This window comes from Treponema denticola (genome assembly GCF_024181605.1).
Taxonomy (GTDB): domain Bacteria; phylum Spirochaetota; class Spirochaetia; order Treponematales; family Treponemataceae; genus Treponema_B; species Treponema_B denticola_B.
This window is the reverse complement of the sequence record NZ_CP054477.1, coordinates 279,605-300,274: the sequence shown is the minus strand read 5'-3', so window position 1 is coordinate 300,274 and position 20,670 is coordinate 279,605. Positions and strand designations below refer to the sequence as shown.

Annotated in this window: 21 protein-coding genes; 5 read left to right on the top strand and 16 right to left on the bottom strand. The window is 40.4% G+C overall.

Annotation, left to right across the window (positions count from 1 at the left end):
- Positions 1-30: 30 nt before the first annotated feature.
- Positions 31-1,437: an AmmeMemoRadiSam system protein A gene (gene amrA / locus E4N80_RS01310; RefSeq protein ID WP_253699809.1), complete on the bottom strand. Its 1,407-nt coding sequence runs from the start codon at positions 1,435-1,437 to the stop codon at positions 31-33.
- A gap of 88 nt (positions 1,438-1,525) precedes the next feature.
- On the opposite strand from amrA, the gene E4N80_RS01305 reads away from it, so the two are divergent.
- A complete protein-coding gene (locus tag E4N80_RS01305) occupies positions 1,526-2,428 on the top strand; it encodes an ankyrin repeat domain-containing protein (protein WP_253699807.1) in 903 nt (300 codons plus the stop codon).
- Positions 2,429-2,452: 24 nt separating this feature from the next.
- Positions 2,453-3,496 (top strand): tRNA preQ1(34) S-adenosylmethionine ribosyltransferase-isomerase QueA, encoded by a 1,044-nt coding sequence (queA, locus tag E4N80_RS01300; protein WP_253699805.1) that lies wholly within the window; start codon positions 2,453-2,455, stop codon positions 3,494-3,496.
- 172 nt (positions 3,497-3,668) lie between these two features.
- Here queA and E4N80_RS01295 read toward each other — a convergent pair whose 3' ends face one another.
- From E4N80_RS01295 to E4N80_RS01270, 6 genes are all read right to left on the bottom strand, one after another.
- Positions 3,669-5,888: a formylglycine-generating enzyme family protein gene (locus tag E4N80_RS01295; RefSeq protein WP_436411314.1), complete on the bottom strand. Its 2,220-nt coding sequence runs from the start codon at positions 5,886-5,888 to the stop codon at positions 3,669-3,671.
- A gap of 150 nt (positions 5,889-6,038) precedes the next feature.
- A complete protein-coding gene (locus E4N80_RS01290) occupies positions 6,039-6,254 on the bottom strand; it encodes a hypothetical protein (RefSeq protein ID WP_253699804.1) in 216 nt (71 codons plus the stop codon).
- A gap of 373 nt (positions 6,255-6,627) precedes the next feature.
- Complete coding sequence (locus tag E4N80_RS01285; protein ID WP_002673991.1) at positions 6,628-7,653, bottom strand: hypothetical protein; 1,026 nt, start codon at positions 7,651-7,653, stop codon at positions 6,628-6,630.
- A 378-nt stretch (positions 7,654-8,031) separates the two neighbouring features.
- The gene (locus tag E4N80_RS01280) at positions 8,032-8,469 is read right to left on the bottom strand and encodes a hypothetical protein (protein ID WP_002667505.1); all 438 of its coding nucleotides are present in this window, start codon (positions 8,467-8,469) and stop codon (positions 8,032-8,034) included.
- 124 nt (positions 8,470-8,593) lie between these two features.
- The gene (locus tag E4N80_RS01275; protein WP_253699802.1) at positions 8,594-9,037 is read right to left on the bottom strand and encodes a leucine-rich repeat protein; all 444 of its coding nucleotides are present in this window, start codon (positions 9,035-9,037) and stop codon (positions 8,594-8,596) included.
- 195 nt (positions 9,038-9,232) lie between these two features.
- On the bottom strand, positions 9,233-9,403 hold the full coding sequence (locus E4N80_RS01270; RefSeq protein ID WP_002673989.1) for a hypothetical protein: 171 nt from the start codon (positions 9,401-9,403) through the stop codon (positions 9,233-9,235).
- A 130-nt stretch (positions 9,404-9,533) separates the two neighbouring features.
- Between E4N80_RS01270 and E4N80_RS01265 the strand changes: the two genes are divergently transcribed.
- Complete coding sequence (locus E4N80_RS01265; protein WP_253699800.1) at positions 9,534-10,700, top strand: aminotransferase class V-fold PLP-dependent enzyme; 1,167 nt, start codon at positions 9,534-9,536, stop codon at positions 10,698-10,700.
- Here E4N80_RS01265 and selD read toward each other — a convergent pair.
- On the bottom strand, positions 10,697-11,761 hold the full coding sequence (gene selD, locus E4N80_RS01260; RefSeq protein ID WP_253699798.1) for a selenide, water dikinase SelD: 1,065 nt from the start codon (positions 11,759-11,761) through the stop codon (positions 10,697-10,699). The genes E4N80_RS01265 and selD overlap by 4 nt on opposite strands.
- 131 nt (positions 11,762-11,892) lie before the next feature.
- Here selD and E4N80_RS01255 point away from each other — a divergent pair, with 131 nt between their 5' ends.
- A complete protein-coding gene (locus E4N80_RS01255) occupies positions 11,893-12,516 on the top strand; it encodes an FMN-binding protein (protein WP_366797311.1) in 624 nt (207 codons plus the stop codon).
- A 60-nt stretch (positions 12,517-12,576) separates the two neighbouring features.
- Here E4N80_RS01255 and E4N80_RS01250 read toward each other — a convergent pair whose 3' ends face one another.
- The 6 genes from E4N80_RS01250 to E4N80_RS01225 form a co-directional block, all read right to left on the bottom strand.
- Positions 12,577-12,837 (bottom strand): putative Se/S carrier protein, encoded by a 261-nt coding sequence (locus E4N80_RS01250; RefSeq protein ID WP_253699794.1) that lies wholly within the window; start codon positions 12,835-12,837, stop codon positions 12,577-12,579.
- On the bottom strand, positions 12,837-13,046 hold the full coding sequence (locus tag E4N80_RS01245; RefSeq protein WP_253699792.1) for a sulfurtransferase TusA family protein: 210 nt from the start codon (positions 13,044-13,046) through the stop codon (positions 12,837-12,839). The genes E4N80_RS01250 and E4N80_RS01245 overlap by 1 nt, the downstream gene beginning before the upstream one ends.
- Before the next feature lie 20 nt (positions 13,047-13,066).
- On the bottom strand, positions 13,067-14,116 hold the full coding sequence (gene yedE, locus E4N80_RS01240; protein ID WP_253699791.1) for a YedE family putative selenium transporter: 1,050 nt from the start codon (positions 14,114-14,116) through the stop codon (positions 13,067-13,069).
- A gap of 124 nt (positions 14,117-14,240) precedes the next feature.
- On the bottom strand, positions 14,241-15,554 hold the full coding sequence (locus E4N80_RS01235) for a hexokinase family protein (protein ID WP_253699789.1): 1,314 nt from the start codon (positions 15,552-15,554) through the stop codon (positions 14,241-14,243).
- Between the two features lie 49 nt (positions 15,555-15,603).
- Positions 15,604-16,773, bottom strand: coding sequence for a methionine adenosyltransferase (gene metK / locus E4N80_RS01230; protein WP_253699788.1), 1,170 nt, complete (start codon positions 16,771-16,773; stop codon positions 15,604-15,606).
- 67 nt (positions 16,774-16,840) lie between these two features.
- On the bottom strand, positions 16,841-17,914 hold the full coding sequence (locus tag E4N80_RS01225) for a DMT family transporter (RefSeq protein ID WP_253699786.1): 1,074 nt from the start codon (positions 17,912-17,914) through the stop codon (positions 16,841-16,843).
- An 84-nt stretch (positions 17,915-17,998) separates the two neighbouring features.
- On the opposite strand from E4N80_RS01225, the gene rpsU reads away from it, so the two are divergent.
- On the top strand, positions 17,999-18,208 hold the full coding sequence (gene rpsU / locus E4N80_RS01220; protein ID WP_002673965.1) for a 30S ribosomal protein S21: 210 nt from the start codon (positions 17,999-18,001) through the stop codon (positions 18,206-18,208).
- 100 nt (positions 18,209-18,308) lie between these two features.
- Here the strand turns inward: rpsU and E4N80_RS01215 are convergent, their stop codons facing one another.
- Positions 18,309-19,700: an MATE family efflux transporter gene (locus E4N80_RS01215; RefSeq protein ID WP_253699784.1), complete on the bottom strand. Its 1,392-nt coding sequence runs from the start codon at positions 19,698-19,700 to the stop codon at positions 18,309-18,311.
- Positions 19,700-20,629: a carbamate kinase gene (gene arcC / locus E4N80_RS01210; protein WP_253699782.1), complete on the bottom strand. Its 930-nt coding sequence runs from the start codon at positions 20,627-20,629 to the stop codon at positions 19,700-19,702. The genes E4N80_RS01215 and arcC overlap by 1 nt, the downstream gene beginning before the upstream one ends.
- Positions 20,630-20,670 lie beyond the last annotated feature (41 nt).

Here is a 20,670-nt window from a genome sequence, read left to right as displayed (position 1 = left end):
GGTTTTTAATTTTTTTAACCTCGTTTTTTTTTACTCATGCCTTATAACTTCAAAGCGGTACATACGGTAAGGTTCTTCGGGGCTTATTCTGCCTTTTTGAAGGGCTATGGCGACCTGCATACCGGCGGAATCGATGCCTTCAAGGTTGGGTAAAAGAAGTCCTGTCCTCGAACCTGATGAGACTATCACACCGAAACGCTTTACATCCAAATCCGAAATCGATTTTATTTCTTCCGGTTCTGCAAGAATATCGACAGAGCAGACAATTTCGTCCATTTCGGATAAATCGACGGGCGGAAAACGCGGGTCATTCAAGGCTGCCGATACTGCATTTTTAATTATTTCTTCACTTATGCGGCTTTTGGCAGGAAGTATTGTACCTATACATCCTCTAAGCACCCCTTTTTTCTTTAAGCATACAAAAACGCCGGCCTTTCCCGGTTGAATTCCCTCGGTATTCTTAGGTTTTAAAAACTTATTATGCTTTAAATAGTAGATAATACTCCTGCGTGCAAGATTTATATAAGGGTCTTTTGTTTGAGAATCGGGCAATATAAATTTCTTCTTTTTTTCTTTAAAAACAACCTCTAAGTCCTCATCTTCCGGCTGCCTTATAGATTTAACCTTAAATCGAGCAACACCGTATCCGACTCCGAATGGGCCTTCATAGGAAAGCAGCTCTTGAGAATGTTTATAACAGGATAAAAGTCCCGACAAAATTAAAAAAGAATTAAGCCCGCACTCCCCCGCTCTTTCGGTAAGGAAAGGAGGAATATCGGCAAATTCGGAAAGACTTCCCTTTTCTATAATTCTTACAAATTCCTTATCGAATTTGGGTCCTTCAGGAGCAAAACCGTAAGGGCCTGTAGAAAGAAGCCGATGAGAAAGATCTCCGCTCGCAATAAAAACCGATTTGCATTTTTTTTCTTCAATAATATCGGAAAGAATTGACCCGAATTCTTCAAGCATTGCACTCAACATAATTCCGTAATTTATATGCACAAGAGAAAAATTTGAAAACTCTGAGCTTATAAAATAAAGCGGAACAAAGGAGCCGTGGTCAAGATTCATGTCTATGGCCGCATAGGGAAAACCCGTCTTTTTGCATTTTTTGATTATTTCTTTTACGATCCGCTCATCGTTTTTTGCCGAAAAACGCAAATCGGGACAACCGAATTGAGCCATAGTTCCTTCGATAAGAGGAGCCGTATTTATTGTAACTGCTCCTCTGTGCATTTTTGCGTGGGGAGTAATGATTATAATAGTTTCAGGTTCTATTTGCTTCACTTCTTTCGATATGATTTTAAGAGCCTTAGAAGTTGAAGCTATTTTTTTCTCCTCTCCCCTGCCTATTTCGGGAATTATTATCGGAGGATGCGGGGCGATATATGCAGCCCTTAGATTAGTATCTTTTACACAAAGCTCTTTTTTACTCATAGAATTATTATAATATAGTTTTTAAAATTATGCCAGCATAAAATCTTTTCTATTTACTTTTTTTTGATAAGAAGATATAATAAGCCTTATGAATGTCGCTATTTTCTATGATGAAAAGAAAAAAGACGCAGCGATGGCTATTAAAAATATAATCATATCCCACGAATGTGATGTAACTTTATACAATGAAGATGAGATATGGAAAGATGAAAATTTACACACGCCGCGCCATATTATGAAAAACATTACTCATGTTCTCTTTATTTACAGTAAAAATCCTGCTGCCTATTTGGGCTTTATGTTTTTTTCGGGCTATGCCACAGGTTTAAATCTTCCGGTTCTTGTACTTGAAGAAAGCGAAAAGCTAGAACTGCCTAAGAACTTTTTGCGTTCTTTTGTTATGCTGACAATTAAGTCCTTTGAGTCCTATTTTGAGGTAGAAAAAAAACGCTTTACGGAAAATCAGCTTAAAGAGCTGGCCCGTGCAAAACTTTTAGAAAACGGTTATTCTCTTTTTATTCCGAATTATGTGCGTGCGGTTAAAAATAATGAAAAAGAAATCGTAGAACTTTTTATAGATGCAGGCTTTGACCCTTCGCAAAAAGATTCCCTCAGAACACCGGTTCTATCCCTTGCCGTAAGAAACAAATGTTTTGAAACACTTGAACTCCTGCTTGAAAGAGGAGCGGCAATAAACCTTTGTGCCGAAGACAGAAACTACTCGGCCTTGATGGATGCAGCTCAAGTCGGATACATTGAAGCGGTACAAGCCCTCCTCGAAAAAAAAGCCGATACCAATATTCAAAGCAAGGACGGACAAACAGCCTTGATTCTTTCAGTAGGCCGCCGTGAAGCCGATATTGTGGAAATGCTTGTAAAGCACGGGGCCGATTATAATATCAAGGACGGCTTAGGTATGTCTGCCCTTGGATATGCAAAACTCTTCGGGGATAAAAAAATTTTATCCTTGCTTGGCGAACAAACAAATTAACAACACTTATTTTGATGGAAAACTATGCTTACAAAAGAATTTAACTTTGACTTGCCCGAAGAGCTGATAGCTCAATCGCCCTCCGAAAAAAGAGGCGGCGACAGGCTTTTAATTTTAGACAAACAAAGCGGAAAACTTGAAGATAGGCTTTTTACGGAGCTTCCGGAAATTCTTCCAAAAAATGCCCTGATGGTTTTTAATAACTCGAAAGTGCGTCATGCCCGCATTTATGCAAAAAGCAAGACAAATGCAATATGCGAATTTTTAATGATTAATCCTATGAAGGACTCGGACGGTTCCCTTTGGCAGGTTATGGCAAAAAAAGCAAAACGCCAAAAACCCGGGAAAACATTTTTATTTGAAGACGGAACTGAGGCTGAAATAATCGAGTCCGAGATACCTCTCGAAAGCGAATTCCGCTGTATGAAATTCAATAGAGTTATCGATGATGAGTGGCTCGATAAATACGGACACATGCCCCTGCCTCCCTACATTCACCGAAAAGACACCCAAGAAGATGCAGACCGCTATCAGACCGTCTATGCAGAAATCTACGGCTCGATTGCGGCTCCCACTGCAGGCCTCCACTTTACCCAAGAGGTGCTTTCAAAAATAAGGGATAAGGGAATCGATATTGAATATGTAACCCTACATGTGGGACTCGGTACCTTTCTTCCCGTACGGGCGGAAAAAATAGAAGACCATAAGATGCACACCGAGCATTTTTTTATTTCGGAAAAAACGGCTCAGGCTGTTGAAAAAGCCAAGAAGGAAGGAAGGCCTATTATAGCTGTAGGAACGACCACCGTGCGCACCCTCGAATCCGCATGGGATGAAAAAAGAAAAGAATTAAAACGGGGCAATCAGTCTACGAATATTTTTATTTACCCCTCATATAAGTTTAAGCTGATAGATAAGCTCTTTACCAATTTTCACACCCCGGAGTCGAGCCTCGTAATGCTGGTTTCCGCCCTCGCAGGAAAAGAAAATATTTTTAAAGCCTACCACCATGCCGTCGAAGAAAAATATAAATTCTTTTCGTATGGAGATGCAATGCTGATTTTGTAGGGTGGTACCGCAAAGCAGACCTCGCTTGATTATATGGACAATTCTTCGGTAAATTTAGGCACAAGGTTATCAAAAAAAACGCCCCCGAAGCCGGAGTTTTATCCAACTTGAGGGCGACCAGTCATTTCAATGGGAAATTTCTATATGTAATTAAGTCGGCAATTACCCATCATTACTGCGGCGTAACGCAAATGCCGTGCGCTCCGCCGCTGGCGGTGCCGAGCTTGTGTTCGGTAACGGTAAGATCGTCCGCAATGCTCCACCATGCGGGTTTATCGAGGCCGTCGTATATCGTACCTGCGGCAAAAAACGTGCTGCCGAACGCGCACAGCGCATATACATGGCTGCCGCTTGTCGAAAATGTTGTATACAGCGAAGCGCTTGCCCCTTCGATTTTCCATACGGCGAGAAAATTGTTCATCTTTTTTCCTGCAGCATAGACGGCGGTGCCGTGCGCACAGACTGCCGTGATGATGCCGGCGTCCGGAACATTTATTTCGGTTACGGTTGTGCCGTCTACCTTCCACAGTTTTTTGCCTGCAACATACACCGAGCCGCCTTGAATGCATACACCGGCAATCGATTGACCGGTGTCGTAAGCGCTTGCCGGCATAATGCCCAATTCGACTTCGCTTACCGTACCGCCGTCAGGAAGCGTCCACAAAAACGCTTTTCTAGTAGACCCGTTCTGTTTATAGCCTGCAGCGTACACCTTACCGTTCTCTGAGCATAAGGCTTGGGCCTCCGCACTCTCCGAGGAAGTTTTTTTATACAAATAGGTTACGGCAGGATGTGCGGGGTCGCTGATATCGGTAATGCTCGCACCGGCATCGGTGCCGTCGTACATTCTGCCTGCAACAAGGGTTTTTCCGTTATGCAAGACCATGTCATACGCAGAAGACCACCCGTTCGTACCACTCCAGTGCCGGCTGCCGTCCGCTTTCCATACATGCGGCTTAATAATGCTGTCCCCTTCACAGCCTGCAATGTACACCTGTGTACCCAACGCTTTCACGGTATAGCATCGCAGATAATTGGCAGGATTCTGCGCGCTCAGCGCTGTGGGGCTGCCGTTTTTGTACACGTAGGCTTTGTTGTTGCTTGTTACGCTGACGTATACGTCTGCGGGGGCGGTTTTAAAGTGCACGGCGATGTTTGCATCCGCCGTTACGGTATGGGTGTAAACTGTAGCCGTCTCTCCTGCGATTGGCCTGACGCCGTTCGTCCATTTTTCAACTACATAGCCTGCATTTTCGGGCCTTGCGGTAAAAACAATCGTTTTATTTTTTTCCACTTGTGCAGGAGAGATGATTTCGCTGCCGTCAACTTCCGCTTTAATCGTGCCGCCGGTGCCGTTTACGCCGAAGCGTACCGTGAGTGTGGGCGTTCCGCCGGCCTTGTTCGACAAGACGAGCCGCAAGCCAATATTATTGTCGCCGGCGATAGAGGCACTGCTGCTCCGAAATGCACGAGCGACTAAGCTCGAGCTGCTGTACCAGCCTCCGCCGCGTACGACTTGGCCGGAACCTGAAGCATGTCCGCTATAGTCTGCCGGCAACGGATTCGGCAATGGGCCGAACCGGTCCCAGCACCATTCAAATACATTCCCGCTCATATCGTAGAGCCCATAGCCGTTCGGCTGCTTTTTCTTTACTTCATGCGTTTTACTTCCGCTGTGCACACCATACCATGCATAGTTTATCAGCTCGCTTTCGGTATCCGTTCCTGCCCATTTGTCTTCAGTTCCGCCCATTGCAGCCCATTCCCATTCAGCCTCCGTCGGCAAGCGGAAGCCGTTTTTGCCTGTGTCCCATGCGGCATTATTCCAGTCCGTATTATTCGTTGTAGGGATAGCGCTGTATTCAAGCGTCGAAAAATCTATCTGATTTCCGCCGGCCGTTACCGTATAGCACGGCTCAAGATTACAGGCAATGCTTAACTTATTGCAAAATGCTATTGCATGATACCAGTTTACCTGTTCTACAGGGCGCTTCTTCTGCGTTTCGCCGCTTTCAGGCAGCTTTTCTGCTCCCTGAAAATGACTCGGATTAGTACCCATCACCTTTTCCCACAGCTCCTGCGTTACTTCGGTTTCTCCTATAAAGTAGGCAGAAAGGCTTACCGCGTGCGGTGTATTACCGCTCGCATCGGGGTGCCCTATGTTTTTGCTGTTTACGACGTTTATGCTTTTCATTTTAAAGCGTACGCCATCGACCGTGTAGATTTTATCGGCAGACGGCGTGGGTGTTCCTCCTCCGCCGGAGCCTCCTCCGCCGGAGCCTCCTCCGCTTCCGCCCGCATTGTTCGGGCAGGCGGTCATGCCGAAGAGCGTTATAAGCACCAAAAGTGCGGCTGCCCAAAGAGCTGTCATTTTAAACCTTAATTTTTCCATTGTGCAATCTCCTTATAAAGAATATTGGTTTGTAAATTTATAAAAAAACGCCTCAGGCGGAGTGTAGAGCATACATTCTGCCTAAGGCATGTTCTGGGTTGAAAAAAATCGTATGTGTTTGAGTGTAATTTTATTTGGGCACAGTTCGCCCTAAGCTGTGAAGCTGTGAAGCTGTGAAGCTGTGAAGCTGTGAAGCTGTGAAGCTGTGAAGCTGTGAAGCTGTGAAGCTGTGAAGCTGTGAAGCTGTGAAGCTGTGAAGCTGTGAATTTTGCCCGATTCTTTATTGCGTGTCAAGTGCTTTACTTCTCTTTTCGCATTTTTTTGGTGAGAATGATTGTAATTTCTATCGAAGCGTTTGTCTATCATTACAGTATAGTGTAGTACGTTTTTACAAAGATTTCAACCTTTTTGGGAAATTTTTTTAATTTTTTTATTTAACTGCAGGGGGCGCTAAGAGCGCAGAGGGGGTAATAATGTTTTGATGACATATTCTTTTATTTATCCTTGGCGTTCCTTGCGGGCTTGGCGGTTTCATTGTACATCTACTACAATGTGATGATGGAAAGAATAGAATGAAATACATTTCAAGTGCGAAATCATATTTCTGCTATACATCATAAATGAACATCCTCTTATAGAGGCTATCGTTCAAAAACAAGCAAATTACAATTTGAAATAACAAAAGATAAATTAGGGGAGTATACTTGAAAAGTTTACTCCCCTTTTGTGTTATAAAAATTTACTCCCATTGTACATGTTGTGCTCTTGCACCGTAACGATATGCAGTTCCATCCTCATTAAAATTAGCCTCGATTCTATATCTTTTCCATAGCACATAATCCGTAGTTTGCATCTTAAGAATGAAAAGAGTATCATTTTTTATTTCTTCAGAATCTACGGGATTTAACGAAAAAATATCCTTTATATCCCTTGTTTTAAAATCTTGGATTGTAAGTTGAGATAAGTCAGTATGATTAAAGGTAACCTCGGATAATTGCTTACTATCAGCGTCAATCTCATAGTATGTGATAACGCAATTCTTTAAGCTATCTGAATCCTTCCCTGTAGGCGTAACACTCACAAAACCATAAGACTTACCATCACGAAAAATTTCTAAAAGCTTGCCGTAATAAAAATGATCATTTCGTTCATTGACAATCTCGCTATCAGCAGTTTTTTCATAAAATGTGAACCCTTCGGACAAAAGCTCAGATGCCTTTGTTTCCCCAACAATGACATTCGTTTTATCTACTTGAACTTCGATTGGATCTGACGGAAAACCGGTCAAAGAGAAGAATAACATGAAGGCAAAACATGCAAAAAACATACTCGCAACTATAGCATTTGATGAAGCATAAAAATACATCGGTTTATTCGAGCGATGAGACAATACAATAATCAGTTTTATAACATGACTTAGTATTAGTACTACAATAACAATAGAAAACTCAGCCTTCAAACACATATAAAGCGCTTTTGAAAAGTGATGTGTTCTGTAATATATTGCGCCGAAAACAACAATATTTGCCAAAACAAAATTCAAAATGAATAATGTAGCCTCTTTCAATGCTGTCGAATCAGTAACATAATCAAATTGCCTGCTACTGAATCTTCCTTTAAGGCTTGATCCAATCAAATAAATCCATCTTGGCAAATCTGTGTCTGTTCCTATAGCTATCACAATTCTCAAATAGATATAGATTGTCAATAAAAAAAGCAGTAATGCAAGAAATCCAAAACTCAAAAGTACTATTGTAAATCCCATGAATACTCTCCTTTTTTTAATAAAATTCACACTTTTGCACACCGAACATTATATCACAGTTGCATATCTTGCGTTTCTCCTACAAATCCTGATTTATCAAACTTTATTATACCAAATAGACCCTCTCCTGTATAGCTATAACAGAAAATATTACAATCTTGTAATCACTGTATTGCCATTCATCTTAGCTTTACCTTTTCGTTTAATATATTCCTCAATATCAAATACATTCCTCTTATCATAGTCTTCAAGGAGCTTCATCGGTATCCGAGATAATAACAAAGAGTGCCGTTTTTCTATCTCCAAGAGTATCAAGCTCAAGTTCATCCTCTTTCAAGACTTATATCTGAGTATAATGAATTTGAACATAGTCCTTTACTACACAAATGCAAAATGCGTACGTATTTGTTGCGCAGGAACGTTTATTGGCTGTTGATTTACATTAGATAACATATAAGGATTTATATATGCCGGACTATTTGCCTGAAAATCTAACAGCACGGTCTTTTGCACATTCCAACCGGCATTTTGAAATGCGGTAATATAGCTAATTGCATCAGGACACTTATTTACAGCCTTCCTGCGCAAAGTTGCTACTACCGCATTCGGCTTTTGAGGATTCTGTATAACCTCATTAATAACATCTTGCGGCTGCATACCTTTTTCCTGTGCAGATCGTACAAACACATAGGCATTAATGACATTTTGCTTAAGCATCTTAAGCTCCTTTACTTCCATCTGCTTACTTCCAGTTAAGCAGCGCATTAATGACGATTTACCGGTGGCATATTCACCAATAATCAAATATACATCCATAATTATCCTCCTCCTCTTTCCGGGTTGTGTGATACTATATTTAGACTGATTTTTCAAGTTAAAAACAGAATTTATTATAAGAGTAATCCGCAAAACTGATAATTTCACAAGATTGCTCTTGTAATTAAAAACTTCCTGTATATCCCAATTCTTTTAATTTAGCTTGTGTTTTTAAGGTTAAATGAGTACCTTTGAAACTACACCAATCAAATTCAATTTGTTTAATTTCGTCAGGAATTATAATTTCAGTTAAATTACGGCAGTAGGAGAAACCTTCACCATAATTTCCGTTTATCTTTTTTAAATTTTTTGGAAAGGTTATACTCTTTAAAGTATCTGAGCTAAAGTCTTTCAACTCTTCAATTCTGTCAGGAATAATAACTGTAGTTCCATTAAATTTGTGATATGCTCCGAGTTTTTGTTTCACGGTATCAGGTACTACAAATTCTTCAAGAAAGAAAAATTCATAGTCAGGATCATTTGGATAAGGCTTCTTAGAAGAGAGCCCTTTTTCATTACCATATCCGTAAACAGCTTTTTTCCCCGGTACTATTGTTTTTTTGTACATAATAACCCTCCATACTTAGTTATTAATTTTTATCCTTTTTTCATTATACCCCCCCCATTTTTTGTCAACCCTATTGACAATTTTTTTTATATTTTTTGAAAATACGGATGGCGTATTGTTTATCCTTTTCAAGTTCGGAAGGTACAAAGAATTCCACCACCGAAGAAAAATATGTTCAGGTAGTTGCAGTCGGGTTCAATACCCTTCGTTACGACGTAGGCGTCGGGGTATTAAACCCTCCGCACGAATAAAATCGGTACGGGTATTTGCTTCATCATAAGCAGATGTATTGTACTGCCTTTTATTCAGTTCAAAAAGGTCAGTCAACTGTGTAAGACCGATTTTATGTTCTTCTAAAATATTCATAAGTAACTCCGTAAAAGGCTTAATTGTCTTTAATTATACCACTATTCATCTCAGTTTTCAATTGACTTAAAACATTGACTTAAAAAACTATCCGAAGTATAATAAATTTTAACGGAGGATAATAAATCTTATGAAAAAGCGTATCTTTTTAGACAATGCGGCCGGAGCTTTTCCTAAGACACCCGGACTCGATCAAGCTCTTGCGATGGCATTAAATATGGGAACGGGCAATATTAACCGCAGTACTTACACCGAAACCGAAGAAGCAGGTCTTGCCGTCATCGAAACAAGAGAACTTTTATGTAAGCTCTTTAATTTTCAGCCGGCGACCCATGTTATTTTTACATCGGGAGTTACGGCAAGTCTAAACTATATTATCAAGGGATTTCTCAAATCGGGCGACAGGGTTTTAACAAGCACCTTTGAGCATAATGCCGTAATGCGGCCTCTGGTTCAAATGGAAAAATTAGGCGTAAAGATTGACCGCGTTCCTGCAATCTTAAAAAACGGAGGAGCCTTTGTAGATACTTCCTCAATCGAATCTATGATAAGGCCTGAAACCCGCCTTGCCGTTTTTTCACATGCTTCAAATGTAACGGGTTTTATTCAACCGATAGAAGAAATTGCCTCAATCCTAAAAAAACACAATATTCCTTTAGTAATAGACGGGGCCCAAACTGCCGGGCACATTCCCGTCGACCTTACACAATTAAAACCGGCAGCCTTTTGCTTTACGGGGCATAAGGGTTTACTCGGCCCCCAAGGAACCGGAGGCATCTTATTCGATAAGGATTTTGCAAAAAAGGTTGAGCCCCTCATCACAGGCGGAACAGGAAGTGCTTCCGATTCGGAAGAAACTCCCTCCTTTATGCCCGATAAATTCGAAGCCGGAACTCAAAACATAATCGGAATTGCAGGCCTTCACCACAGCTTAAAATGGCTGGATTCTTTCGGTATTCAAAACATTCACACAAAAGAACAAAAACTGCTTAAACTATTTTTGGACGGAATAAAAGGCCTTCCGATAAAAATTGCAGGAGGAGAGTCAACTGAAAACAGGGTCGGAATTGTTTCGATAGACTTTTCCGAATTTACGGACAATGCGGAAGCCGGTGCAGCTCTCGAAGAAAAATACGGCATCCTTACCCGATGCGGCCTCCATTGTTCGCCTTCGGCTCATAAGTCCATCGGCACATTCCCGCAAGGCACGGTAAGATTTTCGACAGGCCCCTTCACAATAGAAGAAGAAATTGAAACGGCAATAAGGGCTGTAAAGGAGCTTTGCTCAAGGGTTTAACTCACCCTAAGAATTTTTTCTTCCCTCTTGGTAACAAGGCCTATAATGGCAGGCTTGCCGCAAGGCGTGTTTTCCAAAGCTTGGGACAGTTCCTCGTAAAGAGAGGCAGCATCTTCCTTGTCTACCGAAATCAAAAGCCCGCCCGAAGTTTGAGGATCGAACATCAGGTCTTGGTAGGCAAGGGGAACATTTTCAAAGACAACATTATCTCCCACAAAACTTCTATTGGAATAAACTCCTGCCGGCATCATACCCATTTCGGCACTTTCAATTACGGATTTATAAATAGGAACGGATTTATAATCGACTTCAATACTCATGCCGCTTCCCTTCCCCATCTCATAAAGATGACCGAGAAGACCGAAACCGGTAATGTCGGTACAGGCGTTTATCCTGTATTTTACCATGATGTTGCGTGCCTTCGCATTTAAAAAAGCCATAATCTTATAACAGCGGTCAAGTTCTTCCGGCGGCGACATATCGGCCTTTGAAGCCGTAAGTAAAATACCCGTACCGATAGGCTTAGTCAAAATTAAAACATCGCCTTCCTTTGCTGTCGAATTTTCTAAAATCTTTTTAGGATGAACAAAGCCGTTTACAGCCAAGCCGTACTTGGGCGAGTCATCATAAATGGTATGTCCTCCGCAGACAATGGCACCGGCCTCATAAACCTTATCGAAACCGCCGCGTAAAATTTCTTTTATCATATCTTCAGGCATATCTTTGGTGATACAAAAAAGATTTAGGGCGAGCTTAGGCTCCCCGCCCATCGCATAAATATCGCTTAAAGAATTTGCGGCGGCAACTTGCCCAAATATGTAGGGATCGCCTGAAACCGGCGGAAAAAAATCTATAGTAGATATAAGAGCCGTTTCATCGTTTATCTTATAGACGGCAGCATCATCTGAAGTATTAAAACCTACGAGTAAATTATCGTCATTCCTTACGGAAAAATTTTTTAAAAGTTTATCGAGTGCACCCGCACTCAGCTTTGCACCTCAGCCCGGATTCTTTGCAGCTTTTAATAAATCAAAATCTTCATTAATAAGTGAACAGCTCATATCAGCCTCCTTGATGTAATATTACATAATTTTAACTTATGGTCAAGATAAAAAAAGAGCTATTGAACATTTAATTATATAAGAGTATACTCTTGCTAACAAAATCTTGTTTACGGAGGAAGATTATGAAAATAAGTAAAAAGATAAAAATCTCAGCATTGTTTATGTCGGCTATTTTAGTATTTGCTTTTGCTTACGAACCGGAGATGTTTTACGGTACTGCAAAGGTAAAAGGCTCAAAGGCTTTCGGCCCCGATTTTGAATATGACTACTCGGTATGTGTAGATATCGAAATTGATGCTGAAGGAAGGATTATCCAAATAAGCGACAAAGAAAAAAATACCGAGGCTGCGATTAATGCAGGTTCTCTAGGGCATCCGGAATATAACAAACCTTATTGGAAAAAGTATTTGGATGGAAAAGGTTTTGAAAAATTTAAAAACCTTAGCCTAGAAGATGTCAAAAAAATGGATGTCGGTTTCCCCGGAACTCCGGGAGTCGATGCAGTAGGAGGAGCTACAGCAGCTTCCCTTGCGGTAAAAAATGCGGTTTTACAGGCTTTGGTGCTTGACGCTTCAATTAAAGAACTTGTAAACTACAAAAATCCCGATAATTACAAAAAGGGAGAACAAAAAAAGTTGGAAAAAATAATTAAAGAAGGGAAAGCTCATCTGGAAACCTTAGAAACCTATGAAGAAATAGAAAAGGCTCTTGCAGAATTAAAACAAGAACTGGATGCATTAAAAACAAAATAATCTCTTAATAAAAAAGCGGCGGCAGTGTTTATGGAAACGCTGCCGCCTTTAATCGCACTATCACACTTCAACATACTTACTATCTTCACTTAAATAATAAAAAGCATCGTAATCAAATTGACTAAAATAATCTTTATCAAAAGCAAGGCCTTCTTCAAAAATTAATTTTAATGCAGTACCGCAGCTTGAACTTACAGAGCGCGGCACCGGAACAAGTTTTGCAGTCAACTCTCCTGTCTTAGCATTATCCGTTTTATTCACGGCCCTCATGCAGACAAGAGAATCATAATGTGTATGAAAGGTGATTAAATACTCTTTCATTATTTTGATACGGCAATTTTCCAGCCGTCATCACTCGGTTCAATCTTTGTTTTAGCCTTTGCATTATCGCAAAAGCGTTTTATATTTTCTTTTGATGTTTCATTATCTACCAACACAACGAAGGTGGAATTTACAGCAAGAGCTTTTTTGGTTAAAACCACAGGCTCCGGGCAAGCAAGCCCTCTAGCATCTACAATAATATCAGACATAATCTTCTCCTAATAAAAACTTATTTATTTTTCAAAGAATAATAGATACTTACAAAAGCTGTAAGAATCAAACCTACACCAACAGCTATCATTCCTGCACTTGTCGGTCCCTTACCGGAAGAAGCCAGACCGAAGTTATGGGCAAAGGCTGCACCTGCGATAAGACCTACAACGGTAATTGCTGAGTCGCTGTTTCCTTCACCTGTCAATATGAGCTGCCTTAAAGGACAGCCGCCCAAGAGAACGCTTGCCCAGCCGACTAAAACCATTCCGAGAGCATTCCATAAGCCGTCTGTGTGGGCTACGGGCTGACCGGCAAAACTTAAATTGAACTTACCTAAAATTAACGAACCTGCTGCAACAGTTACCAAAATAGAAAGGCTTCCCCACAATAGGTGAAAATCTTTAAGCATGATTGCATCTCGAATTCCGCCCACAGTACACATTCGGCTTCTTTGAGCAAGACCGCCTACAACAAGACCGATAGCCAAGGCCAAGAAAATCGGAGCCTTCATAGAGCCGGGGCCTTTTTCGCTAAAAGCGAGAGCTGAGGGGAAGCCAACCAAAAGGACAAAGAAGACGATCATAAAGATTATAGGAATTACGCCTTCCTGCTTTGATTGATTATGAGCCCTGCTAAGAGAAAAATTTTTATTTAAGAAGAAGATACCGATTACAATTCCTACAATAAAGCCTACCAAACCGAAAATTGCATTTAAATCTCCTGCACCTAAGCGTAAAAACATTCTTAAAGGACAGCCCAAGAATACTAAGGCTCCTATCATAACAAAGAAACCTAGAGTAAATCGGGTAAATGCAGCTGAACCGCCTCTCGGCTTAAATTCTTTTTTTACAAAGGCCAGTACAAAGGCACCGATTATAAGACCGATTACCTCAGGTCTCATATACTGAACAACTCCTGCATTATGCAGTTTTAAGGCACCGGCAATGTCCCGCAAAAAACATGCAATACAAAAACCCATGTTTCCCGGATTTCCGAACCTAACCAATACGAGGGCCGCAATACCGATCACGGCACCTGTAACAATAACCATGAGATGTTTTTTCATAAACTCTCCTTTTAAAATTTAATTGAGCTGAAAATAAAATTTCCAAATAGAAAATCTATCGAAGAAGAGTTTAGCAAAAAGAAAATAAAATGTCAATATATTAAAAAAAATTAAGATTTATTATTTAATTTAAAAAAGCTGCAAGAGCCGTACCCAAGGTTACAGCCTCATCGTTTGTTTTAAGAACAAAGTAAATTCCTTTTTTTTCGGTTAAACAGGTGTGTAAACTCTTAAAGATTCTTTCTTTAATCAAAAAACCTTTTAAAAACATTGAGCCGTCGGCACTTATACAGATAGGCTTATCCTGCGATTTACCTTTACCGGTTTTTATACAGGCGGCAGCAATTACGGCAGCTGAAAGCCTTCCGGCTCTCTCAAAAAAACATTTACAGATGGAATAGATTTTAACATAGTCTTCCGAAACCGAATGAGCTTCGATTATACCGGAAAAAATATTTTTATCGTGATTTTGTTCCTTTAAAAACAAAGAAATTTCTTCAGTTGAAAAATCACAGGAATTTAAAAGCATCTTGTTGACCTGCGGCGAAAAAATTCCTTCGGCAGCACCCACCCTTAAAGCGATGGAACAAAGCTCTCCAAGATATCGTCCTGAACACATTCTTTCTAAAAAATACTCGTTTTTTAAATTGGAATTTTCGGATAAGATTTTATCGAATTTACTTTGAGGAATCTTATTGCACTTCCCCGACTCGCATACGATTATTTGAGGTTTATCGTAAAATTCGGTACTTTTGAGTTTTTCAATTTTTCCGTATTCGATATATGCAGAATTTAGACCCGTTCCTAGAACAAAGCCTATGTGAGAGTCAAAGCTCTGATCGTCGGTCTCAGAAAAAATTCCGGATTGAAGAACTGCGGCGGTATCGTTTACCATTATAATTTTTTTTATTTTTTTCCAACCCTTACGAGATAAGGCTTGCAAAAGCCCCTCATTTATTTTACAGTCGCCGATATGAGGCAGCTTTATTTCTTTTGAAAGTTTAATAGCCTGTCCACCGCCATCGGGAAAAATCTTTATTGCATAGGAAAAGCAAAAAGAAATCATATCAGACTCATCTTTTAAAGGCTCTAAGTATTCTGCAATGCTGTCAAAAAATTCTTCATTAGTCATTTCCCTGTCAAGAGCGGGCATAGGATGTTTAAAAAAAGAAAGAATTTCGGGCATTCCTTTTTTGTCAAAATAGACAATGCCGGCCCTAAAATTAGTACCTCCGGCATCGATGATTATTACCTTTTTCTCCTTGGGGATGTCGGTGGGGAGGTTTTTCCATAAGGGAATCATATCCATAGAAGAAACAGACTCAGCTTCGCTTTCCAAGCCCTTTTTCATATCTTCCAAAAGGATTGAAGTTGCATATTCGATATCAATTTTATAATCAAAATTATTTCTCTTAAAAAAATCGTCTATCTCTTTCATTTAAATAATTCCCTCAAAACTTAAGTGTAAAAGCAAAAATCAAATAAGCTTATTTAATCGCCTTCTTTAGAGCTTCCGTCTTGTCGGTTTTTTCCCATGAGAATTCGGGGCGGCCGAAATGTCCGTAGGCTGCCGTTTCTTTATAGATGGGACGCTTTAAATCCAGAGTCTTTATAATACCTGCAGGAGACATATCAAAAACCTCTTTTATTGCCTTTTCTATTTTTTCTTCAGGAACTTCACCCGTACCGAAGGTGTCAACTCTTACGGCAACAGGGAATGGAACGCCGATTGCATAGGCCAGCTGAACTTCGCAGCGGCGTGCAAGGTCTGCAGCTACTACGTTTTTTGCAATGTATCGGGCCATGTAGGCAGCAGAGCGGTCAACTTTTGACGGATCCTTACCCGAAAAAGCGCCTCCTCCATGTCTCCCCATTCCGCCGTAGGTATCTACGATTATTTTTCTTCCTGTAAGACCTGTATCACCAAATGGGCCTCCTATAACAAAGCGTCCTGTAGGATTGATAAAATACTTGGTATCATCTGCCAAAAGTCCGGTGGGCTCTAAAACAGGCTTAATAACCTTGTTTATCAGGGAATCCTTTAACTCATCATATTGAACATCGGGATAGTGCTGATGAGAAAGAACAACCGTGTCTATCTTGATAGGCTTAAAGCCCTCATATTTTACGGTAATCTGGGTTTTTGAATCGGGCCTGAGCCAAGGAATAACCTTTTCCTTTCTGAGCTTTGCAGCATAGCGTAAAACCGAGTGCGAAAACATAATGGGAGCAGGCATCAGTTCAGGAGTTTCCTTGCAGGCAAAACCGAACATCATACCCTGATCCCCGGCCCCCTGCTGGCCCTTATATTCATCAAGCCCCGTACCGTCTACCCCTTGCGAAATGTCGGGGGATTGTGAGTGAATCATATTCATAACTGCCATAGAATGGCAGTCCAAACCGAAATCGGTATTTGTATAGCCGATTTCTTGAGCTATAGTACGCGCAATCTCTTGAATATCTACATAGGTGTTTGTGGTTATCTCTCCACCTACAAGGACCAAGGCGGTAGATGCAAATGTTTCACAGGCTACATGGCTTTCAGGATCATCTTTTAAACATGCATCTAAAACTGCATCCGAAATTTGATCGCAGAGCTTATCGGGATGTCCCTCGCTTACCGACTCTGATGTAAAATAACTTATATCGTTTTTCATATTAACCTCATCATTTTAACAATATTTTAGAAGAATATTATACTATAAAGTTTAAAGCTTTTTCAAGCTATGAAACAATTTCGACTTTAATTTCAGTCTTTTTTAAAAATGAAAGTTTTGTTTCCGAAATTATTATCGCTATAAAGATTAAGATAAAACCGAAAACCGAATAAACGTCAAGAGTTTCACCCTTAAATATAACCGAAAAGATAATTCCGAAAATTGATTCAAGACCTAAGATAATGGCGGCACTTGAAGCATCGGTGTGTTTTTGCCCTATGTTTTGTAAAAGAAGAGCGAGGCCTGTACAAATAGCGGCAAGATAGAGCACTGAACCTATGGATGAATAAGACCAAACTATTGCACTATTATCTTCAAAAATAAAAGTTACAAGCCATGAAAGAATTGCAGCCGTTCCGAATTGAATAATCGTCATAAGAATGGGATCCTTTCCTTTGCTCAACCTTGTAATGCTTACAATGTGGCTTGCAAAAAGAAGCCCGCTTAAAAGAGCATAGAAGTCGCCGAGGGTTATTCCTACAGAGGATGAAAGAACTAAGTCTTTAAAAGATACAAGACCTATACCCAAAATACATAAAACGGCAGCAGAGGCATTGTACCTATCGGGACGAGTTTTGTTTACAATCCAACCCAAAAAAGGAACTATTACACAGTACGAAGCTGATAAAAAAGCACTTCTCCCGGGGAGGCCGCCTGCAGTCGTAACCCCGAATGTTTGACTGGAATAAGCTATAAATAGGAAAAAGCCTACAATTCCTCCGTTTATAAGATAATCTTTGTCTATAAGTTTTAATTTTTTATAGAAAACCAAACAAAGCAAAAAACAGGCAATAGAAAATCTTAAACCCAATAAAAAATTGGGCTTAAAAAAATCAGTAGTTTCGCTTACAACAACAAGAGAACTACCCCATACTATTGCAACAATTAAAAGGGCTAAACGCGATAAAACATTAATCTTGGTATTAGTCAAAATAAAATCCTTTGCATCGTCAGTAAAACGGCAAATGCAAAATGCCTCAAAAAGTCCGGGAACGAGCTTTCCTTTTTGAAAAGGTGTATTATATGATAGAGCTGCATTATACAGGAAAACAAAAAAAAAGACAAGCCGGAATTTACACAAACAAAAAATTGTCCTATTGACATATTCTTATATTTTCTATATAATCGGCTCTTAATCCTAAAGCCGGAGGGGGTGAAAAAAGAAATGGCATATGTAACAATTGACGATTCAGAGCATCTTGAAAAAGCTCTAAAAAGATTTAAGCGTCAAGTCGAAAAAGAAGGTATTATCCGCGAATGGAAAAAGAAGGAATTCTACGAAAAGCCTTCCACTGTTTTAAACAGAAAGAATAAGGCCCTCCGCCGAAAACTTATGAAAAAAACAAGACGCTCACGCGATTCAAAGAGCTATTAATGCAAAAAGAGCTTGCGGTTTCAAACTTGAACCCAAGCTCTTTTTTTTTATCAAAGCTCTTTTTCCATATAAATATAACCGTCCTCAATAAATAGAGATCTTATTTTTCAATCCTAGTCAAATTTTTGACCCAGCGTTCTTTTTTTAGCTGGACTTCGGCAAGGACGGCTTTCATTATGCTGGTAAGTTTAGCAATTGCATACATAACGGGTGAAGACCAATCCGTAAAATAATATAACAAAAGCATACAAGGCATAAATAAGAACATATTTACCGTAGTATCTACCCAGACTCCCATGACCGCATCCCCACCGGATCGGGCTATCGCATATTGGGTGTTTTGAAGGGTCCATGCAGGCATATAAAGAGCGATAAAGATTATAAGAAGCCTTGTAACCTCATGAGAAGCAGGACTTAAACTACGGAATACAATCGGAACCAGCATAATCGAAAAAAGCTCCAAAAGGGCTGTTCCGAGACCGAGTACAAAAGCACCTCTTTTAATCCAACGGGCTTGTTCCCTTGCCTCCTCAAGCTTATTCCTTCCGAGGGTACCGCCTATTATAACACCAACCGAAGTACCTATTGCCGGAAAAACCAAAAAGAATAGGTTGGCAATTGTCCAGCCCGCAGACATACCGGCTACAACTTCAGGGCCTCCCCTGCTGTTATAAACTGCCGTTGCCACTATCTCGCTCAGAACCCAAGACATATCGGCAACAAAGATGAGGGCAGACTTTTTTAAAATCTCATAAAAAAGATGAAGCTTTATTTTAAGCATGTCTTTTATTTTTACATAGAAAAGAGGCCTGACTTTTTTTGCATAAAGAACAAAAATTATAAGCTCGGCACAGCGGGCAATGACTGTTGCGTATGCAGCTCCTGCGACCTCAAGTCTTGGGGCTCCCAGATTTCCGTATATGAGCATGTAATTTCCGATAGTGTTTACAAGGGTTGAAACAAGGGATATATACATGGGAACCTTTACATTTCCCGTTTCACGGAAAGAGGAAGCTATTCCTATCGAAAAGGCAGTGGGAATAAACGACAATAGAATAACATTGCTGTAAATTACGGCCTGCTCTACTATTTCTTTTTTTGCAGTATTACCGTTCACCAAGAGGCCTAAAACAAGGTCGGGGATTGTAAGACAGATACCAAGAAGAGCAAGGGCAAAGATAAGGCCTGACATCTGCTTAAAGCGGTAGGCCTGCTGCATTCCTTCTTCATCCTTTGTGCCGTTATACTGCGACATAAACATTCCGCCCGCACTGCAAAGAATATTAAGACCGGTTATGTATACAAAGATAATTTGATTGGCAACATTTACCCCGCTCATTTTTAGGTCGCCTAGGTCGGCAACCATAAAGTTGTCTATAAGAGAAACAAGAGATTGAATAAAAAGCTGTACCATTACAGGTACAGCTAATTTTACGGCGTTTTTATAAAAAGAAAAAGGCCCAAAATATTTATGTTTTAAATTTGTAACCACTATCTGATTATTGTTCCCGATTTACCGTCGATGGCATCCTTTGCCTTTTCCAAAAGGGTAATAAGGGCATAGCCTTTTTTGTTGGATTCGGCAAACTGGATGGCAGCCTGCACTTTCGGCAGCATAGAACCGGGAGCAAAGTGTCCTTCTTCAGTATATTTTTTTGCTTCTGCAACCGAAATTTCTGAAAGCCATTTTTGGTCGGGCTTGTTAAAGTTGATAGCGACTTTTTCTACAGCGGTCAAGATGATAAGACAGTCTGCATTTAAAAGCTGAGCCAGCTTTGCACTTGCAAAGTCCTTATCGATAACGGCCGGAACACCGCAAAGAGCGTTTCCTTTTTTTACGACAGGAATACCGCCGCCTCCGCAGGTTATAACTATTTGGCCTGCATCGCAAAGAGCCCTGATACTTTCGATTTCTGCAATATCTACCGGTTTGGGAGAAGCCACAACTCGTCTGTAACCTCGGCCTGCATCTTCTACAACATTTTCACCCTTAGCGGTTAAAATATCGGCTTCTTCCTTGGTCATAAAACTGCCTATGGGTTTTGTAGGTTTTGAAAAGGCAGGATCCGAAGGATCTACAAGTACCTGAGTTATCAATGTAGCAACGGGCTTATTGATACCGCGGTTTAAAAGCTCTTCCCTTAAAGCGGCTTCCAAATCGTTCCCTATATAGCCTTGACTCATAGCAACGGAAACTGCAAGTTCGGGTTCCGAAGTTTTAGGATCGATTTTATGATATTCGGACATTGCCAAATGAATCATTCCAACCTGAGGCCCGTTTCCGTGAGAAACGATTACCTGATGACCTTCTTCGGCTAAATCGGCAATGGCCTTTGCCGTAATTTTAACGGCCTTTCTTTGCTCTTCCAAATTATTTCCCAACGCATTGCCGCCTAAGGCAATAACAATCTTTTTCGGCATAGAATTCTCTCCTTAAATAGAATTATCTCCTTAATCCGCCG

What these genes read in the sequence shown, in the direction of transcription:
- E4N80_RS01270 (WP_002673989.1), bottom strand. Translation starts at nt 9,403, where the DNA reads ATGAATATTTTAGAAGAACATAAAATCGGTCTTACACAGTTGACTGAC.
- E4N80_RS01275 (WP_253699802.1), bottom strand. Translation starts at nt 9,037, where the DNA reads ATGTACAAAAAAACAATAGTACCGGGGAAAAAAGCTGTTTACGGATAT.
- E4N80_RS01265 (WP_253699800.1), top strand. Translation starts at nt 9,534, where the DNA reads ATGAAAAAGCGTATCTTTTTAGACAATGCGGCCGGAGCTTTTCCTAAG.
- amrA (WP_253699809.1), bottom strand. Translation starts at nt 1,437, where the DNA reads ATGAGTAAAAAAGAGCTTTGTGTAAAAGATACTAATCTAAGGGCTGCA.
- E4N80_RS01285 (WP_002673991.1), bottom strand. Translation starts at nt 7,653, where the DNA reads ATGGGATTTACAATAGTACTTTTGAGTTTTGGATTTCTTGCATTACTG.
- metK (WP_253699788.1), bottom strand. Translation starts at nt 16,773, where the DNA reads ATGAAAAACGATATAAGTTATTTTACATCAGAGTCGGTAAGCGAGGGA.
- queA (WP_253699805.1), top strand. Translation starts at nt 2,453, where the DNA reads ATGCTTACAAAAGAATTTAACTTTGACTTGCCCGAAGAGCTGATAGCT.
- E4N80_RS01280 (WP_002667505.1), bottom strand. Translation starts at nt 8,469, where the DNA reads ATGGATGTATATTTGATTATTGGTGAATATGCCACCGGTAAATCGTCA.
- E4N80_RS01245 (WP_253699792.1), bottom strand. Translation starts at nt 13,046, where the DNA reads ATGTCTGATATTATTGTAGATGCTAGAGGGCTTGCTTGCCCGGAGCCT.
- yedE (WP_253699791.1), bottom strand. Translation starts at nt 14,116, where the DNA reads ATGAAAAAACATCTCATGGTTATTGTTACAGGTGCCGTGATCGGTATT.
- E4N80_RS01295 (WP_436411314.1), bottom strand. Translation starts at nt 5,888, where the DNA reads ATGGAAAAATTAAGGTTTAAAATGACAGCTCTTTGGGCAGCCGCACTT.
- E4N80_RS01290 (WP_253699804.1), bottom strand. Translation starts at nt 6,254, where the DNA reads ATGATAGACAAACGCTTCGATAGAAATTACAATCATTCTCACCAAAAA.
- E4N80_RS01235 (WP_253699789.1), bottom strand. Translation starts at nt 15,554, where the DNA reads ATGAAAGAGATAGACGATTTTTTTAAGAGAAATAATTTTGATTATAAA.
- E4N80_RS01250 (WP_253699794.1), bottom strand. Translation starts at nt 12,837, where the DNA reads ATGAAAGAGTATTTAATCACCTTTCATACACATTATGATTCTCTTGTC.
- rpsU (WP_002673965.1), top strand. Translation starts at nt 17,999, where the DNA reads ATGGCATATGTAACAATTGACGATTCAGAGCATCTTGAAAAAGCTCTA.
- E4N80_RS01305 (WP_253699807.1), top strand. Translation starts at nt 1,526, where the DNA reads ATGAATGTCGCTATTTTCTATGATGAAAAGAAAAAAGACGCAGCGATG.
- arcC (WP_253699782.1), bottom strand. Translation starts at nt 20,629, where the DNA reads ATGCCGAAAAAGATTGTTATTGCCTTAGGCGGCAATGCGTTGGGAAAT.